General features: G+C 68.4%; 13 protein-coding genes and 1 tRNA gene. 4 read left to right on the plus strand and 10 right to left on the minus strand.

Annotated elements, in window-relative coordinates; translation table 11 throughout:
• Nucleotides 1–109: 109 nt before the first annotated feature.
• The 10 genes from IHD13_RS05565 to IHD13_RS05610 all read right to left on the minus strand — a co-directional run bounded on the left by IHD13_RS05565 (nt 110) and on the right by IHD13_RS05610 (nt 10,734).
• Nucleotides 110–186 (minus strand) — tRNA-Pro (locus tag IHD13_RS05565).
• A 110-nt stretch (nt 187–296) separates the two neighbouring features.
• Nucleotides 297–617 carry a cytochrome C oxidase subunit IV family protein gene (locus tag IHD13_RS05570; protein ID WP_195860041.1) on the minus strand — a complete coding sequence of 107 codons (321 nt, stop codon included), beginning with the start codon at nt 615–617 and terminating at the stop codon, nt 297–299.
• A gap of 12 nt (nt 618–629) precedes the next feature.
• A complete protein-coding gene (locus IHD13_RS05575; RefSeq protein ID WP_195860042.1) occupies nt 630–1,337 on the minus strand; it encodes a cytochrome c oxidase subunit 3 in 708 nt (235 codons plus the stop codon).
• 10 nt (nt 1,338–1,347) lie between these two features.
• Nucleotides 1,348–2,007 (minus strand): cytochrome c oxidase subunit 3, encoded by a 660-nt coding sequence (locus IHD13_RS05580; RefSeq protein WP_195860043.1) that lies wholly within the window; start codon nt 2,005–2,007, stop codon nt 1,348–1,350.
• Nucleotides 2,004–3,791 carry a cytochrome c oxidase subunit I gene (locus tag IHD13_RS05585; RefSeq protein ID WP_195860044.1) on the minus strand — a complete coding sequence of 596 codons (1,788 nt, stop codon included), beginning with the start codon at nt 3,789–3,791 and terminating at the stop codon, nt 2,004–2,006. Before IHD13_RS05585 ends, IHD13_RS05580 begins: the two co-directional genes overlap by 4 nt.
• A 90-nt stretch (nt 3,792–3,881) precedes the next feature.
• Complete coding sequence (locus IHD13_RS05590) at nt 3,882–5,249, minus strand: c-type cytochrome (RefSeq protein ID WP_195860045.1); 1,368 nt, start codon at nt 5,247–5,249, stop codon at nt 3,882–3,884.
• A gap of 127 nt (nt 5,250–5,376) precedes the next feature.
• Complete coding sequence (locus IHD13_RS05595; RefSeq protein ID WP_195860046.1) at nt 5,377–6,552, minus strand: RNA-guided endonuclease InsQ/TnpB family protein; 1,176 nt, start codon at nt 6,550–6,552, stop codon at nt 5,377–5,379.
• 175 nt (nt 6,553–6,727) lie between these two features.
• Complete coding sequence (hrpB, locus tag IHD13_RS05600; protein WP_195860047.1) at nt 6,728–9,157, minus strand: ATP-dependent helicase HrpB; 2,430 nt, start codon at nt 9,155–9,157, stop codon at nt 6,728–6,730.
• A 90-nt stretch (nt 9,158–9,247) separates the two neighbouring features.
• A complete protein-coding gene (locus IHD13_RS05605; RefSeq protein WP_195860048.1) occupies nt 9,248–9,973 on the minus strand; it encodes a GntR family transcriptional regulator in 726 nt (241 codons plus the stop codon).
• A gap of 116 nt (nt 9,974–10,089) precedes the next feature.
• The gene (locus IHD13_RS05610) at nt 10,090–10,734 is read right to left on the minus strand and encodes a TetR/AcrR family transcriptional regulator (RefSeq protein WP_195860049.1); all 645 of its coding nucleotides are present in this window, start codon (nt 10,732–10,734) and stop codon (nt 10,090–10,092) included.
• 354 nt (nt 10,735–11,088) lie between these two features.
• Here IHD13_RS05610 and xdhA point away from each other — a divergent pair, with 354 nt between their 5' ends.
• From xdhA to guaD, 4 genes are read left to right on the plus strand one after another with little or no spacing between them, the layout of a single operon-like run.
• Entirely contained in the window at nt 11,089–12,549 is a 1,461-nt protein-coding gene (gene xdhA, locus IHD13_RS05615) for a xanthine dehydrogenase small subunit (RefSeq protein ID WP_195860050.1), read from the plus strand.
• On the plus strand, nt 12,533–14,914 hold the full coding sequence (xdhB, locus tag IHD13_RS05620) for a xanthine dehydrogenase molybdopterin binding subunit (RefSeq protein WP_195860051.1): 2,382 nt from the start codon (nt 12,533–12,535) through the stop codon (nt 14,912–14,914). The genes xdhA and xdhB overlap by 17 nt, the downstream gene beginning before the upstream one ends.
• A gap of 1 nt (nt 14,915) precedes the next feature.
• Entirely contained in the window at nt 14,916–15,764 is an 849-nt protein-coding gene (xdhC, locus tag IHD13_RS05625; RefSeq protein ID WP_195860052.1) for a xanthine dehydrogenase accessory protein XdhC, read from the plus strand.
• Between the two features lie 41 nt (nt 15,765–15,805).
• Complete coding sequence (gene guaD, locus IHD13_RS05630) at nt 15,806–17,131, plus strand: guanine deaminase (protein ID WP_195860053.1); 1,326 nt, start codon at nt 15,806–15,808, stop codon at nt 17,129–17,131.
• Nucleotides 17,132–17,260: the final 129 nt, after the last annotated feature.

Genomic DNA, 17,260 nt, shown 5'->3' on the forward strand with positions numbered 1-17,260 from the left:
CCGGGCTTTACCCTGACAGCCAAGCAGATCGTGGCAACGAAAGAAAAGCCGGCCATACGAAAAACGCCCGCCGACCTCTTAGGATCAGCGGGCGTTTTTGCGATATTCATGGTCGGAGCGACAGGATTCGAACCTGCGACCTCTGCAACCCCATTGCAGCGCGCTACCAAGCTGCGCCACGCTCCGACTCGTTTTCGGCGCTTCGTGTGCCCCGAGAACGAGGCGTATATTACCCAGCTTGCCGGGAAATGAAAACCCCTAATTTGCGATTTTTTTCAAAAGCTTGGGCTCGGGGCTCAGGAAAAGAAGAAACGCAGCCGGCTGAGCAGGGTGTAGTGGGATTCCAGGGCCATCAGGGCCGCCAGGAAGAGCAGCGCCCCCGGGGGCAGCAGCACCGCCACCACGATGGAAGGACGCTCCCAGGCCAAGTGCATGAACACCGCCATGATCAGCCCCGCCTTGAGCAACATGAAGGCGGTGATCAAAAACCACTTCAGGTACCCCTCCAGGCCGGCATAGTCCACCCAATAGGAGAAGACGCTGAGGATAAACAGCGCCAGCCACACCCAGAGATAGGCTCGCAGTGGAGGATGGGCCCCCTGCCCCGGCTCGCTCATGACGACCTCCCGCTACCAGAGATAGAAGAACGCGAAGATGAAGACCCAGACCAGATCGACGAAGTGCCAGTAGAGCCCCAGCGACTCCACCATGGCATAACGCCCCCGGCGACCGGTGAGAAAGCCCGGTCGCCGATCGGCCAGGGAGCCACGCATCACCTTGACCGCCATGATCACGATAAACAGCACACCGAAGGTGACATGGGTGCCATGGAAGCCGGTGATCAGGAAGAAACTGGCCCCGAACTGGGCCGCCCCCCAGGGGTTGCCCCAGGGGCGCACGCCATCCTCGATCAGCTTGGCCCACTCGAAGACCTGCATGCCCAAAAACACCAGGCCCAGCAGGGCCGTCAGCCACAACAGCCAGGCGGTCAGGCGCCGCTTGCCCTCGTGGGCGAACTTCACCGCCAGGGCCATGGTGCCGCTGCTGCTGATCAGCACGAAGGTCATGATGGCGATCAGCAGCAGCGGAATCGGCTCGCCCCCCAGGCTCAGGGCGAACACCTCGCTGGCATCGGGCCAGGGGTCGGTGGCGGCGATGCGCAGCGCCATGTAGCCGACCAGGAAACAGGCGAAGATAAAGACGTCGCTGAGGATGAACAGCCACATCATCGCCTTGTCCCAGGGCACATCGAAGACGCGGCGGTCCGCCGCCCAGTCGTCGACCAAGCCACGGGCGGCCTCGGCGACACGCGACGACGGGGAGTGTGGATCTCTCATGGTCGCCTCCTCAGGTCAGCAACAGCAGCGCGAAGAGCACGCCCCAGACCACCAGCAGGTAGTGCCAGTAGAGGGCACAGAGCTCGACGCCGGCGACGATATCGCCGCCCCGCCCCAGGCGCCGCCAGGCCCGCCACCAGGCCACCAGGCCACCGAGCAGGTGCAGGCCATGCAGCAGGGTCAGCAGGTAGAAGAAACTGCCGGCCGGATTGGCCTGCAGGGTCGCCCCGGCCGAGGTGAGCTGCCACCAGGCCAGGCCCTGCCCGACCAGGAAGGCCAGGCTCAACCCTCCGCCCCAGGCCAGGCCGGTCCGCAGCGCCCTCGCCCGGCCGTCACGGGCCGCCCGCCAGGCCCGCTGCAGGGCCAGGCTGGCCGCCACCAGCAGCAGGGTATTCACCCAGAGCACCCCGGGCATGGCCAGCGGTCGCCAGTCGCTGCCCAGCTCCAGGCGCATCAGGTAGGCGCTCACCGTCAGGGCAAACAGCGAGGTGGCCACCGCCAGGATCACCCCCAGGCCGACCCGAGCCGGCGTTGCCCCGGGGGGCGCCTGGCGCTGCGGCGCCTGACCGGCGACCTGGGCCTCCCAGGGACGCGCCCCCCAGGAGTGACGGAACAGCCAGCCACCGAGGATCGCCATCAACAGGGTCAGCAGTGCCAGAGAGAGAATCATGGCGCCTCCCTCCCGCCGTCGGGCCCCTTGGCGGCGGCATCATCCGCCGAGCGGACCGCCTCGGGAGGCTGGTTCTGGGGCAGGAAGTCCTCGGCCGCACCGGGCACGCTATAGTCGTAGGCCCAGCGATAGACCACCGGCAACTCGTCGCCGAAGTTGCCATGCCGCGGCGGGGTATGCGGAGTCTGCCACTCCAGGGTGGTGGCGCCCCAGGGGTTGGCACCGGCCGGCTTGCCGTGGCGCAGGCTCCAGGCCATGTTGAACAGGAACAACAGCTGGGCCGCCGCCACGACGATGGCGGCCAGGGTGATGACCATGTTCAGGGTGATCACCGAGTCGGGAATGAAGGCGGTCTCGCCGTAGGCGTAGTAGCGCCGGGGGACCCCGGCGAAGCCCATGAAGTGCATCGGGAAATAGACCACATAGGTGCCCAGGAAGGTGAGCCAGAAGTGCCACTTGGCCATCCCCTGGTGGAACATCCGCCCGCTGACCTTGGGATACCAGTGGTAGAGGCCGGCATAGATCACCAGCACCGGCGCCACCGCCATCACCATATGAAAGTGGCCGACCACGAAATAGGTGTCGGAGAGCGGCACGTCCACGGTGACATTGCCCAGGAAGAGCCCGCTCAGGCCACCGTTGACGAAGGTGAAGAGAAAACCGATGGCGAACAGCATGGGCACGGTGAGGCGGATATTGCCCCGCCACAGGGTCAGCACCCAGTTATAGACCTTGATGGCGGTGGGCACGGCGATGATCAGGGTGGTGGTGGCGAACAGGAAGCCGAAGTAGGGATTCATGCCGCTGACGAACATATGGTGGGCCCAGACCACGAAGCTGAGCACGCCGATCAGGATCAGCGCCCAGACCATCATGCGATAGCCGAAGATGTTCTTGCGGGCATGGCAGGCCAGCACATCGGAGACGATACCGAAGGCGGGCAGCGCGACGATATAGACCTCGGGATGACCGAAGAACCAGAACAGGTGCTGATAGAGCAAGGGGCTGCCCCCCTCGTGGCCGGCCTGCTCGCCCAGGTTGAGCATCTCCGGCATGAAGAAGCTGGTGCCGAGCAGCATGTCGCAGAGCAGCATCAGCACCGCCACCAGCAGCGCCGGGAACGCCAGCAGCGCCATCACCGTGGCCATGAAGATGCCCCAGACGGTCAACGGCAGGCGCATCAGGGTCATCCCCCGGGTGCGCGCCTGGAGCACCGTCACCACATAGTTGAGCCCGCCCATGGTGAAGCCGGCGATAAAGACGATCAGCGACACCAGCATCAGGAGGATGCCACCCCCCACCCCCGGGGTGCCGGGGCTGATCACCTGGGGTGGATAGAGGGTCCAGCCGCCTCCGGTGGGCCCGCCGGGCACGAAGAAACTCGCCACCAGGATCAGTACCGAGGCCAGGTAGAACCAGTAGCTGAGCATGTTGAGGAAGGGGAAGGCCATGTCCCGGGCACCGATCATCAACGGGATCAGATAGTTGCCGAAGGCCCCCAGGAGGAAGGCGGTGAGCAGGTAGACCACCATGATCATGCCGTGCATGGTCACGTACTGCAGGTAGCTGCTCGGGTCGATCAGCGAGAAGCTGCCGGGGAAGCCCAGTTGCAGGCGGATCAGGATCGACAGCGCCAGGGCCACCAGGCCGATGGCCGTGGCGGTGAGCCCATACTGGATGGCGATCACCTTGGCATCCTGGCTCCAGATGTACTTGCCGAGGAAGGTCTTGGGATGAACCAGTTCCATCTCCTCGGCCACCGCCGGTCCCCGTGATTCCGCCATGGCTTACTCCTCCTCCGTCCCGGACCGGAAGCGGGTGATATGCACCACGCCTTCGTCCCCTCGCCGATCGCTCCATGGTTGCCCCATGGCCTACTCCTCCTGCGCCGTACCGAGGGTGGTGATATGGGCCACCACGTCTTCCACCGCCCGCCGATTGACCAGCATCTGCGCCATGTCCACCATCTGATTGCCGTAGGGATCCGCGGCATGGCGACCGCGGACGCCCTCGCGGAAATGCTCCAGCTGGCGGATCAGGTACCAGTCGGGAAGTGTTGCCAGGCGTGGCCCCTGGGTCGCCGGGATCCCCTCGCCCCGCTCGCCGTGACAGTTGGCGCAGGTGCGGTAGAGACGCGCCCCCCGGCGCGGATCGCCCTGCGCGGCGGGAGACACCTCGATGGGCTCGAGGCTGGCGATATGGGCCGCCAGGTCGGCGATGGCGACACCATCGGTGAGCTGCAGGGCGAAGGGGCGCATCTGCTGACCCGGGCTATCCTCGGGATGAGTCCCCCGGGCGCCGCGGCGGAACAGCTCGAGCTGACGGCTCAGGTACCAGGGCTCCATGCCCGCCAGGGGCGGCGCCTGGATGGCGGCATTACCCTCGCCACTGGTGCCATGACAGGCGGCACAGCTGGCATAGTGGCCCTGCCCCGCCGCCGGGTCCGGGTCGGCCCGGGCCAACCAGTCCGCCTGGGTGGGCAGCTCGGCCAGCCAGGCCTCGAAGACCTCCGGCTCCACCACTTCGACCCGGGCACGCATGGCGAAATGGGCAATGCCACAGAGCTCGGCGCACACCACCTCGTACTCCCCCAGCTCGGTGGGAGTCAGCCAGAAGTAGGAGACCTGGCCGGGCACCAGGTCCATCTTGGCGCGGAAGTTCGCCACCTGGAAGTTGTGCAGCACATCCTTGGAGCGCAGCAGCATCTTGACCGGCTGGCCCAGCGGCAGCAGCAGCCGCGGCTCCATCACCAGGCGATCGTCGAGGCCGGCGGGATCCTCGGTCAGCCCGAAGGGATTGGCCTCGTCGATCAGACGGGTATCGACCCGACCCAGCTCGCCATCCTCGCCGGGCAGGCGGAAGCTCCAGCGCCACTGCTGGCCCACCACTTCCACCTCATGGGCCTCCTCCGGCACGCTGACGAAGCTCCCCCAGACCCACAGCCCCGGGGCCAGCAGGGCGGCGATACCCAGGCTGGTGACCAGGGTCAGCCAGCCCTCCAGCCGCTTGTTCTCGGGATCGAAGGCGGCACGCCGATCGGCCCGATGGCGATAGCGCAGGATGACCCAGGCGAGGAAGAGGTTGACCGCAACGAAGACCGCCCCGGTGACCAGGGCGGTGATATGGATGGTGCTGTCCATGGCGCCCCAGTGGGAGGCGAGTGGCGTCAGATGCCAGGGACTCAAGACATAGAAGAGCACCGACCCCAATGTCAGCAGGATCACGACCCAGGCGATGATCATCGGCCCCTCCTCGGCCCGCCAACCCGCCGGGCCCGGCATCCACACCTCTGTCACTATAGTGAGGGGGCCTGGAAGCCGCCAATGATGGTGACTGCTCCCCGCCCTAGCGGACGGGGCTTCCCACTTCTCAGGCAGCTGCCGACGATGTGCCGGACTTACGCAAGCCTCCATGGGCAGAGACGGACAGCCCTTCCGCCTTCAACTGGATAATGCCTTGATGCTTGATGTTCAGCGCCGCGTTGATGTCCCGGTCGTGCTGCGTGTGGCAGGCCGGGCATTCCCACGACCGGAGACTCAACGGCATGGCATCCATCTTGTGCCGGCAGACATGGCAGGTCTTGGAGCTGGCAAACCACGGGTCGATCTTGACCAGATGCTTGCCCTGTTCCCTGGCCTTGTAGTCCAGCTTGGTCATCAAGGCGTGCCAGGACGCATCGCCGATGTGCTTGGCAAGGCGGGCGTTTTTCATCATGTTGCGGACCTTCAGCGTCTCGACGATCACCGCTTGGTTATCGTCAACGATCTGTCGAGAAAGCTTGTGCTGAAAGTCGTTGCGGGTATTGGCGACCCGCTCATGCGCCTTGGCGACGAGTGACCGTGCCTTGGCCCGATTCGCGCTGCCCTTCTTAGTACGGGACAACGCCTGTTGCTTGCGCTTGAGGTTCTGCTGCGCCTGCTTGAGGAATCGCGGATTGGCGATCTTGCGGCCGGTGGAGTCGATAACGAGGTGAGAGAGGCCCATGTCGAGGCCGATGACACCGGCAGCGTCTACATCCTTCAGCGGTGCCGGGGCAACCTGTTCTGTGTCGTAGAGCAGCGAGGCGTAGTGCTTCCCGGTGACCGTGCGGGCCAAGGTGATGCTTTTCAGTCTGCCTTCGACCTGGCGATGCATCCTGGCCTTGATCGGCCCGAGCTTGGGCACCTTGATCCAGTCGTCGCCGGCCTTGACGCCGATGCAGTGGTAGCTGGACTGCTTGCCTCGCTTACTTTTGAAGCGCGGATAGCCGGCCTTCTGCTTGGGGTCGAAGAAGCGCTGGAAGGCATGATCGAGGTTCAGGCACGCCTGCTGGAGGGCGATGGAGTCAGCATCTTTCAGCCACCCGTACTTGCGCGATTTCTTGGCCACCGGCAGCAGCTTCTTGATGTCGTGCTTGGCGCTCAGCGACTGGCCATGACGCTGGTAGCGGTGGGACATGATGCGAAGGCCGGTGTTATAGACGAAGCGCACCGCGCCGAACTGGCGGTTCAGAAACGCTACCTGCTCGGGCGTGGGGTAGAGGCGTATCTTGGTGGCCTTCAGCATGGACAGTCATCGGCGTATGGATGCATGTACAGCATATGCCGCCAGGCCCAATGCCGCAAACCCTGCAGTGCTATCGCACTGCCCGCTTGTATCCCCGCCCGAGTGGGCGAGGGTTTACGCGGATTTTCGCTAAATCAGCATGCCTGGGTAGAAGGACGAGGGAGCCAGCGCCTGATCAGTTGCCGCGGCGCTTGGTGCGGGCGGTGGCCTCGGCGCTCAGGGGGTCCTCCGGCCAGGGGTGCTTGGGGTAGCGGCCACGCATCTCCTTGCGCACCTCGAAGTAGCCGTGGCGCCAGAAGCTCGCCAGGTCGTGGGTCGTCTGCAGGGGGCGTCGTGCCGGCGATAGCGGCTGCACCAGCACGGGTACCCGCCCCTCCACCAGGCGCGGCGTCTCGGCCAGGCCGAACAGCTCCTGGAGCTTGACCGCCAGCAGCGGCGCCTCGCCGCGGTAGTCGAGACGCACCCGGGAGCCACTGGGCACCCTCAGATGCGTCGGCGCCAGCTGCTCCAGACGCTGACGTCGCGACCACTCCAGGCCCTCCAGCAGCAGCTTGCCCAGGGGCAGGCGATCCACCGCCTCCAGGCTGCGCAGCCCCGCCAGGTGCGGCGCCAGCCAGGTCTCCAGCTCGGCCAGCAGGGCCGGCGTCGACCAGTCGGGCCAGGCCTCATCGGACAGCTCGCGGCGCAGCAGGGCCATTCGCGCCCGGAGCTGCTCGCCCTCCTCGTCGAAGGCCAGGTGGCCCCGCTCGCGCAGGGCCGCCAGCAGCGCCGCCTCCACCGCCTCGGCGGGTAACTTCGCCAGAGGGCGGCGCGCCAGGATCGCTTCGTCCAGGGCCTTGACCTCCTCCCCCACCAAACGCCCGGCCTCGGCGTCCCAGCGGATGCGTGGTCGCCAGGTCTCGATCTCCGGATACCAGGCCGCCAGGCGCGGGCGCGTCACGGCCAGTGCCGAGAAGATCCGTGCCCCCTCCGGTTTGCCATCCAGGGAGAGGGCCACCAGGGTCTCGTCCCGGGCCAGGGGGTGGGACTCCGGTAGCCACGCCTGGCCACCGCCGGCCAGCTTGAAGCGGCCCGGCGCCAGGTTGACACCGACCCGCTCCGGCCAGGCCAGGGCGGCCAATTCGCCGAGGGGCTCGAGATCCGCCACCTCGAGCCCCACCCCGCCGAGCCGGGCCAGGCGCCTGGCCTCGCGATGCCACTGGGCCTCCGCGCCCTGGGCCCGGGGGCCAGGTAGTCGGCGGAAGGCCTCGGCCAGATCATCCGCCTCGATGCCCGTCTCCAGGGCGGCGGCCAGCCAGCAGGCTAGGGGCCGGGCGTCGATCTCGCCGGCGCGCACCAGCATCGCCGCCAGGCGCGGATGACAGGGCCAGCGTTCGGCCTCACGTCCCAATCCGGTCAGGCGATGTTCGGCGTCGAGCAGGCCCAGGCGCCGCAGTTGGGCCCGGCCCGCCGCCAGGGCCGCGGCAGGGGGTGGCGTCACCCAGGCCAGCGCCCCGGCCTCGCGAATGCCCCAGCGCGCCAGCTCGAAGGCCAGGGGCGCCAGGTCGGCCTGCAGCAGCTCCGGCTCGCCATGGGGCGGCAGCGCCTGCTCCGCCGCCCATAGCCGGTAGCAGGCCCCGGGGCCCTGACGCGCCGCCCGCCCCTGGCGCTGTTCGGCGCTGGCCCGGTTGACCCGCCGGGTGACCAGTCGGCTCAGGCCGGTGCGCGACTGGAACTCCGGCACCCGTTCGAAACCGGCATCGATAACGATGCGCACCCCGTCCACGGTGACGCTGGACTCGGCCAGGGCGGTGGAGAGCACCACCCGGCGCCGCCCCTGCGGGTCCTTGGCCAGGGCACGGCGCTGCTCGGCGAGCGGCAGGCGACCATGCAGCTCGAGCACCTGCGCGTCCAGGTCGCCGAGCTCCCGCGCCAGGCGGCGGATCTCCGCCACCCCGGGCAGGAACACCAGCATGTCGCCCCGATCCGCGCCCAGGGCCTCGCGAATCACCGCCGCCTGATGACGCTCGGGGCGCTCGCGGCCGGGCGGCGGGCGATGGTGGCGGGTCACCGGATAGCTGCGTCCGGGACAGCGCAGCACCGGGGTCGCCTCCCCCAGCACCCCGAGCAGGGTGGCCTCGTCCAGGGTCGCCGACATCACCAGCAGGCGCAGCTCCTCGCGCAGCCCCGACTGGGCATCCAGGCTCAGGGCCAGGCCCAGGTCGGCTTCCAGGCTGCGCTCATGAAACTCGTCGAAGATGACCCCGGCCACCCCCTCGAGACTCGGATCGGCCTGCAGCAGGCGGGTCAAGACGCCCTGGGTGACCACCTCCAGGCGGGTTCCCGGGCCGACCCGGGACTCGCCGCGCATGCGATACCCCACCGTCTGACCGACGCTCTCGCCCAGGTTGGCGGCCAGCTGAGCCGCCGCCAGCCGTGCCGCCACCCGCCGTGGCTCCAGCAGCAATAACCTGCCCTGGCGACACCAGTCGCTCTGAAGCAGCGCCAGGGGCACTCGGGTGGTCTTGCCGGCGCCGGGCTCGGCGATCAGCAGCGCCCGGGAGTGTCGCTCCAGGGTGGCCTGGATCTCGGGCAGTTGGTGGTCGATGGGCAGGGAATCGCGCATGGGGGCTCGGGGTCCGTCGCAAAGGCTGGGCCGACAAACGACCACGGCCCGACGAAGTCGCCGGGCCGTGGAGCAGAGTGGGGCGCCGTCTCAGCCGCCCAGTTTACCGAAAATTGCCGCCAGATCGATGCGGTTCTCCTGGGCACGCAGGTCGAGGAGTCGCTCGAGGCTCGCCAGGTGGTTGTCGATGGCTCGGCGCGCCCCCTCGGCATCACCGTCGCGCAGGCGGGCCAGCAGGGTATCGTGGTCCCCTTCCAGGTAGCAGGAGGCGAGGCTCGGCTGCTTGTAGAGGGCGATCACGATGGAGGTGCGCAGGATCAGCTCGGAGAGCATCTTGCCGAGGATACGGTTGGGGGAGTGATCGGCCAGGTAGTGGTGAATGGCCAGGGAGTGTTCGATGCGCGCCGTCTCGTCGCCTTCGGCGTAGGCGGCCTTCTCGGCCTCCATATGACCGGCCAGTACCGCGCACTGCTCCGGCTCCAGCTTGCCAGCCAGCAGGGCGACCACCTCGCCCTCCACCAGGCGGCGGGCGGCGAAGATCTCGTGGGTCTCGTCGATGTCCGGGGCGCAGACCCGCGCCACCTGATTGGGCTGCTGGGTGATCACATGGTAAGACGCCAGCCGGGTCAGGGCCTTGCGCACCACCGAACGGCTGACGCCGAAGATCTCGCCAAGGGCGACCTCCGGCAGCCGGGTGCCCGGGGGCAGCCGCTGGCTCAGCACCGCCTGACGAATCATGTCGACGATATGCTGATCGCTGATGCGTCCGCCCGCCTTCACCTCGGCGAGCATGGTCTCCTGCCATTGATTGCTCATCGTTTGGCGCCCACTCCGCTCCGTCTCGTTGGTATCCCAGCCTGCCCTTTCCGATGGCGCAGCCACTGAACATCATTGCCTGCCCATAGTGTATACAAAAATTGGCAGAGGAACACTCAGGAGGCGTCGGCCTGCTTGACCCCGCAGCCCTTGAGGATCACCCGGCAGAGGAAGTCGGTGGCCCGCTCGTAGTCGGCATCCGAGAGACTCTGCTTGCCGGTGATGCCCAGCACCTGGGCCTCGAAGTCGGCGTAGTGCTGCGTGGAGGACCAGATCAGGAAGATCAGCCAGACCGGATCCACCGGGTCCATCAGGCCACGCTCGGCCCACTGCTCGAAGACCCGGGCCCGGGCCTGGACCCAGTCGCGCAGCTCGCCGTGCAGGTACTCCTGCAGGAAGGGGGCGCCACCGAGGATCTCCGCGGCGAAGAGTCGCGAGCCCTGGGGGTGGCTGCGGCTCAGCGCCATCTTGCTGCGGATAAAGGCCTCCAGCACCTCGGCGGGGTCGTCCTCGACGCGGATATCATCGAGCATGGCGTTCCAGCGGGCCATCATCCGCTCCAGCAGGGTGACATAGAGCCGGCGCTTGCTGCCCACGTAGTAGAGCACGTTCGATTTCGGCAACCCGGCGGCCTCGGCAATGGCCTGGACGCTGGCGCCACGGTAGCCGTGGCAGGCGAAGACCCGCTCAGCGGCCTCGAGGATCAGTTGCTCGTTCCGGGCGCGGGTCGGCGTCGAATCGACGGAATTCATGGAGGTCATCGGTCACCGCTCGGCTGCAAAGCCACAAGCTTGCCGCAGCGCCGGGCCCGGTGCAACGCCTGGGCCCTCCTCGCCAGGGAAACCCCAGGTCACGCGCTTTCTGCTCAGCGGCCCGGGGCTACCCTGGGGACAGGGCGTCGCGGGGCGCTGTAAACCCTTCCATGGGCGCTACTTTTGCCATCCCTGGCAAAAACCCCCGCTCCGCCCAGTCCCCAGCGCCCCTCAGCCCTTCATACCCAGAGCCATCATCGATGAAATTTCCCCTTGCACTTTGGGCGGGGATCAGCCACGCTTTCTGAAAGTTGACCAATCGGTCAAGACAACGACAGACGATAACAACCAGCGGATACGCCAATGATCGACTTCTATCTCAATGGCCAACGCCAGAGCGGCGTCGAGGTGCCCCCTGACACCAGCGTCCTCGAACTGCTGCGGACCCGACTCGGCAAGACCGGCACCAAGGAGGGCTGCGCCTCCGGTGACTGCGGCGCCTGCACCGTAACCATCGGCGAGCCCAATGCCGACGGTGAGCTGGAGTATCGCACCGCCAATGCCTGCATCACCCCGGCCCACCAGCTCCAGGGCTGTCACCTGGTCACCGTGGAGGGCCTGGCCCGGGGCGACGCCCTGCACCCGGCCCAGGCGGCCATGGTCGAGTGCCACGCCAGCCAGTGCGGCTTCTGCACCCCGGGTATCGTGATGTCGCTGTTCACCCTCCACGAGAACCAGCGCCGCGCCCCGGCGCCGCTGACCCAGGCGCGCCTGGAGCAGGCCCTGGGCGGCAACCTGTGCCGCTGCACCGGCTACCGGCCGATCCGCGACGCCGCCCTGACCATGGGCGACTACCCGGACACCCACCCCAGCTGGGCCGACGATCCGGGCCTGGCCGTGGACGTGGGCAAGCAGCGCCAGGAAAGCCCCGCCGAACTGACATCTCAGGGCCACTTCAGTGCCCCCCGCGACCTGGCCGCGCTGCGTCGCCTCAAGGCCGAGCGTCCCCAGGCGCGTCTGGTGGCCGGGGCCACCGACCTGTGGCTGGAGACCACCCAGCAGCTCAAGGCCCTCGACGACCTGATCGATGTGCGCCGCGTCACCGAGCTCAACGCGATCGAGGCCACCGACGACGGCTGGTGGATCGGCGCCGCCGTGCCCCTGTCGCGGCTCGAGCCGCTGCTGGAGGAGGCCTACCCGGCCTTCGCCCACCTGCTGCACCGCTTCGCCTCCCAGCAGATCCGCAACCGCGCCACCCTGGGCGGCAACATCGCCAACGCCTCGCCGATCGGCGACAGCCCCCCCGTGCTGCTGGCCCTGGAGGCGCGGCTGCTCCTCGACGGCCCCGACGGCGAACGGGAGCTGCCCCTGGGCGACTTCTTCCTCGACTACAAGAAGACCGCCCTGGCCGAGAACGAATTCATCCGCGGCATCTTCCTGCCGCGCCCGGCGGCGGAGCAGAATCTCAAGGTGTGGAAGCTGTCCAAACGTCGTGAGGACGATATCTCCGCGGTGCTGGCGGCCTTCGCCTGGCGCCTGGAAGACGGCGTGATGCGCGACGTACGCCTGGCCTTCGGCGGCATGGCGGCGATTCCCCGCCGGGTGCCCCGCACCGAGGCGGCCCTGGAGGGACAGGCCCCCACGCTCGAGGCCTTCGCCGCGGCCAAGGCGGCCCTCGACCAGGAACTCTCGCCGATGAGCGATGTGCGCGGCAGCGCCGAGTACCGCAAGCTGGCCGCCGCCAACCTCCTCGAACGCCTGCGGCTGATGATCGACACCACCCACAACGACACCAAGGTGACCCTCGATGCGTACGCTCACTGAACTCGCCCCCGAGGCTTCCCAACCGGCCCCGGCCCGTCGGGCCGAGAGCGGCAGCGGCGCCGCCGGCCAGTCCCGCATTCACGAGAGCGCCGTCAAGCACGTCACCGGCCGGGCCGCCTATATCGACGATATCCCCTGCCCCGCCGACACCCTGCACGTGGCACTGGGCCTGTCGCCGGTGGCCCATGGCCGCCTGACCCGCCTCGACCTGGAGAAGGTCAAGGCCGCCCCCGGGGTAGTCGACGTCATTACCATCGTCGACGTCCCCGGCCACACCGATATCGGCCCGGTCTTCCCCGGCGACCCGCTGTTCGTCGATGACGAGATCAGCTACGTGGGCCAGGTGATCTTCGCCGTGGCCGCCGAGAGCTACCAGGCCGCCCGCCGGGCGGCGACCCTGGCGGTCATCGAGATCGACGAGCAGCCGGCCAGCCTGGACCCGGTGGCTGCCGCCGAGCGTGGCAAATTCGTGCGCCCCACCCACCACCATCAGAGCGGTGACTGGGAGCAGGCCCTGCGTGACGCCACCTACGTACTGGAAGGCGAGCAGTTCGTCGGCGGCCAGGAGCACTTCTACCTGGAGGGCCAGGCCTGCCTAGTGACCCCCAGCGAGGACGAGGGGGTGGTGATCCACACCTCCAACCAGCACCCCAGCGAGACCCAGAAGCTGGTCGCCGAGGTGCTGGACATCCCCTTCCACGCGGTCACCGCCGAGATGCGGCGCATGGGCGGCGGCTTCGGTGGCAAGGAGACCCAGGCTTCCCCCTGGGCCTGCATCGCCGCCCTGATCGCCCGCCGCACGGGCCGCGCCGCCAAGCTGCGTCTGCCCCGGGCCGAGGACATGCGCGCCACCGGCAAGCGCCACCCCTTCCATAACCGCTACCGGCTGGGCATCGACGACCAGGGCGTGCTGGTCGGCGGCGAGATCACCGTGATCGGCGACTGCGGCTACTCCCCGGATCTCTCCGATGCGGTGGTGGATCGCGCCATGTTCCACTCCGATAACGCCTACTCCCTGGGCCAGGCCCGGGTCACCGGCCACCGGGCCAAGACCCACACCGCCTCCAACACCGCCTTCCGCGGCTTCGGCGGCCCCCAGGGGGTGATGATCATCGAGCAGGTGATGGACGATATCGCCCGGCATATCGGCGAGGACCCGCTGACGGTGCGCAAGCGCAACCTCTACCGTCCCGGCCGCGACGTCACCCATTACGGCCAGCGGGTCGAGCAGCTGCAGCTGCTGCATGACCTGATCGGCGAGCTCGAGCAGAGCAGCGACTACTGGGCGCGCCGCCAGGCGATCAGCGACTTCAACCGCGAGAGCCCGATCATCAAGAAGGGCCTGGCGCTGACCCCGGTGAAGTTCGGCATCTCCTTCACCGTCCAGCACCTCAACCAGGCCGGTGCCCTGCTCCACGTCTATACCGACGGCAGCGTACAGATCAACCACGGCGGTACCGAGATGGGCCAGGGCCTGCACACCAAGGTGTGCCAGGTGGTGGCCCGGGAGCTGGGCCTGGATATCGAGCGGGTGCGCATCACCGCCACCCGCACCGACAAGGTGCCCAACACCTCCCCCACCGCGGCCTCCAGCGGCGCCGACCTCAATGGCCAGGCGGCCAAGGACGCGGCCTCGAAGCTGCGCGAGCGGCTCTTCGACTTCGCCGCCGAGCACTATCGCCTGGATCGCGACGGCATGCGCCTGGAAGCCGGTGCCCTGGTGGCCGGACAAGGCGAGGCGGAACGCCGCCTGCCCTGGGCGGAGCTGGTGCAGGCGGCCTACCTGGGGCGCGTCTCGCTCTCCGAGAAGGGCTTCTACGCCACGCCGCTGATCCACTACGACCGTAATACCGGCAAGGGCCGCCCCTTCTACTACTATGCCCATGGCGCCGCGGTCAGCGAGGTGGAAGTGGATACCCTCAGCGGCGAATACCAGGTCACCCGGGTGGATATCCTCCACGACGTGGGCGACTCCCTGAACCCGGCCATCGATATCGGCCAGGTCGAGGGCGCCTTTATCCAGGGCATGGGCTGGATGACCAGCGAGGAGCTGAAGTGGAACGACGCCGGCCGCCTGGTCTCCGACGGCCCCGCCACCTACAAGATCCCCGCCTTCGGCGACCTGCCGCCGGTGATGAACGTCAAGCTGCTGGAGGGGCACCCCAACTCCCAGGCCAGCATCTACCGCTCCAAGGCCGTCGGCGAGCCGCCCTTCATGCTCGGCATCTCGGTGTGGTCGGCGCTGCGCGACGCCCTGGCGAGCCTGGCCGACTACCAGGTCGCCCCGCAGCTCGACACCCCGGCCACCCCGGAGCGGGTGCTGATGGTGGCCCAGGCCCTGCGCGACGCCCAGGGAGCGGCCTGAGATGGGCGCCCTCTCCTGGCACCAGGCCCTGCATCGCCTCCAGCGGGAGGCGGTGCCCCATGCCCTGGCCAGCGTGGTAGGCGCCGCCGGCTCCACCCCGCGAGAGCCCGGCGCCAAGATGGTGATCACCGCTGAGGGCGTCCACGACACCCTGGGCGGCGGCACCTTCGAATACCAGGTGATCGACGCCGCCCGCCGGGCCCTGGCCGCGGACGAGTTCGGTCCACGCCTGGAGGCCTTTCCCCTGGGCGGGCGCTCCGGCCAGTGCTGCGGCGGCTATGTGCATGTGCTGATCGAGGTCTTCGGCGGCGCCGAGATGACGGTGGCGCTGTTCGGCGCCGGCCATGTGGGCCAGGCCCTGGTGGGGCTGCTGGCCCCCCTGCCCTGGCGGGTGCTGTGGCACGACAGCCGGGAAGACGCCTTCCCGGCCTGGGCCGCCGACCAGCCGCGCCTGGAGTGCCGCCACGCGCCGGACCCCACCGAGGCGGTGGCGGCCCTGCCCACCGGCTGCCATGCCCTGGTGATGACCCATGACCACGGAGAGGACCGCGCCCTGGTGGACGACCTGCTGGCCCGGGGCGACTGCGCCTCCCTGGGGCTGATCGGCTCCGACAGCAAATGGGCCAGCTTCAAGCGCCGCCTGGCGGACACCGGTCACGGCCCCGAGGCCCTGGCTCGGGTGCGCTGCCCCATCGGCGTCCCCGGCGCCAAGGGCAAGCTGCCCTACGAGATCGCCCTGGCGGTGACCACGGAGCTCCTGACCCTCAAGCCGGACGAGGTATCGGCGGAGCGTCGCGGGATCGCCCCCGAGACGCTACGCGACACCTTCTCGCAACCCAAGACATCATGATCGATGGGTGGCCCCGCCACCCGTCCCTGGAGAAAGCCCCCATGAGCAACGCCCAGACTCGGGTCCTGCGCGGCCCCCTGCTGAGCTTTATCAATGACCCCGGTGAAGGCGACCGCCCCGCCGAGGGCAGCGTCCTGCACCTGGAGGACGGCGCCCTCTGGCTCGAGGACGGTCACATCCGCGCCGTCGGCGACTACCGGGAGCTGGCCCCCCAGCTGCCCGAGGGCATCGAGGTGGTCGACTATTCCGGCAAGCTGATGATGCCGGGCTTTATCGACAGCCATGTGCACTATGCCCAGCTCGATATCATGGCCTCCTACGGCCGCCAGCTGCTCGACTGGCTCAACGACTACACCTTCCCGGAGGAGTGTCGCTTCGCCGAGCGCGCCCACGCCGAGGAGGTGGCCGATGCCTTCCTCACCGAGATGCTGCGTGCCGGCACCACCAGCGCCCAGGTCTTCTGTACCTCGCACCCCAATTCGGTGGAGGCCTTCTTCGGCGCCTCCCAGAAGCGCGGCCTGCGCATGCTGGCCGGCAAGGTGCTGATGGATCGCCACGCCCCGGAGGCGCTGACCGATACCGCCGAGAGCGGCATCGCCGACAGCGAGCGGCTGATCGCCGACTGGCACGGCAAGGGGCGCCTCGGCTACAGCCTGACCCCGCGCTTCGCCCCCACCTCCACCCCGGCCCAGCTGGACGCCACCGGCGGCATCCTGCGCAACGCCCCGGACCTGCACCTGCAGACCCACCTCTCGGAGAACCAGGGCGAGATCGCCTGGGTGGCGGAACTCTTCCCGGAATGCCGCGACTACCTGGCGGTCTACGAGCGCTTCGGCCTGGTGGGCCCGCGCAGCACCTTCGCCCACGGCATCCACCTGGACCAGGAGATGCGCAATCGCCTGGCCTCCGCCGGCGCCAATATCGCCTTCTGCCCCACCTCCAACCTCTTCCTGGGCAGCGGCCTCTTCGACCGCCTGGCCTGTCGCGACGCCGGCCTCAACACCACCCTGGCCAGCGACGTGGGCGGCGGCACCGACCTCTCGGGCCTGGCCACCCTCAAGGCCGCCTACCAGGTGGGCCAGTTGCTGAACCAGCCGATGACCGCCTGGCAGGGCTTCTACCGCCTGACCCTGGGCAACGCCCGGGCGCTGCACCTCGACCAGCATATCGGTAGCCTGCGTCCCGGCGCCGAGGCCGATATCGTGGTCCTCGACCCCGCCGCCACGCCGCTGCTGGCACGGCGCACCGCCCGCACCCAGGGCCTGGCGGAGCTGCTCTTCGCGCTGATGATCCTCGGCGATGACCGCACGGTCCATGCCACCTGGGCGGGTGGTGAATGCCTGCACCGGAGGGACGCCATCGCCTAAGACACCCCGAGTTTTCCTGTTGCCTCGCGCTATTGGGCGGCCATGCCATGCATGGACCGCCCCTTTTTGCGTCGGGCCCGTTCACTCCCCGTTGACGCACCAAAAAGGCTTGACGCCACGCCCGCCATC

It is taken from the genome of Halomonas sp. 328 (genome assembly GCF_015645095.1).
Taxonomy (GTDB): Bacteria; Pseudomonadota; Gammaproteobacteria; order Pseudomonadales; family Halomonadaceae; genus Bisbaumannia.

What these genes read in the sequence shown, in the direction of transcription:
- IHD13_RS05570 (WP_195860041.1), bottom strand. Translation starts at nt 617, where the DNA reads ATGAGCGAGCCGGGGCAGGGGGCCCATCCTCCACTGCGAGCCTATCTC.
- IHD13_RS05575 (WP_195860042.1), bottom strand. Translation starts at nt 1,337, where the DNA reads ATGAGAGATCCACACTCCCCGTCGTCGCGTGTCGCCGAGGCCGCCCGT.
- IHD13_RS05580 (WP_195860043.1), bottom strand. Translation starts at nt 2,007, where the DNA reads ATGATTCTCTCTCTGGCACTGCTGACCCTGTTGATGGCGATCCTCGGT.
- IHD13_RS05585 (WP_195860044.1), bottom strand. Translation starts at nt 3,791, where the DNA reads ATGGCGGAATCACGGGGACCGGCGGTGGCCGAGGAGATGGAACTGGTT.
- IHD13_RS05590 (WP_195860045.1), bottom strand. Translation starts at nt 5,249, where the DNA reads ATGATCATCGCCTGGGTCGTGATCCTGCTGACATTGGGGTCGGTGCTC.
- IHD13_RS05595 (WP_195860046.1), bottom strand. Translation starts at nt 6,552, where the DNA reads ATGCTGAAGGCCACCAAGATACGCCTCTACCCCACGCCCGAGCAGGTA.
- hrpB (WP_195860047.1), bottom strand. Translation starts at nt 9,157, where the DNA reads ATGCGCGATTCCCTGCCCATCGACCACCAACTGCCCGAGATCCAGGCC.
- IHD13_RS05605 (WP_195860048.1), bottom strand. Translation starts at nt 9,973, where the DNA reads ATGAGCAATCAATGGCAGGAGACCATGCTCGCCGAGGTGAAGGCGGGC.
- IHD13_RS05610 (WP_195860049.1), bottom strand. Translation starts at nt 10,734, where the DNA reads ATGACCTCCATGAATTCCGTCGATTCGACGCCGACCCGCGCCCGGAAC.
- xdhA (WP_195860050.1), top strand. Translation starts at nt 11,089, where the DNA reads ATGATCGACTTCTATCTCAATGGCCAACGCCAGAGCGGCGTCGAGGTG.
- xdhB (WP_195860051.1), top strand. Translation starts at nt 12,533, where the DNA reads ATGCGTACGCTCACTGAACTCGCCCCCGAGGCTTCCCAACCGGCCCCG.
- xdhC (WP_195860052.1), top strand. Translation starts at nt 14,916, where the DNA reads ATGGGCGCCCTCTCCTGGCACCAGGCCCTGCATCGCCTCCAGCGGGAG.
- guaD (WP_195860053.1), top strand. Translation starts at nt 15,806, where the DNA reads ATGAGCAACGCCCAGACTCGGGTCCTGCGCGGCCCCCTGCTGAGCTTT.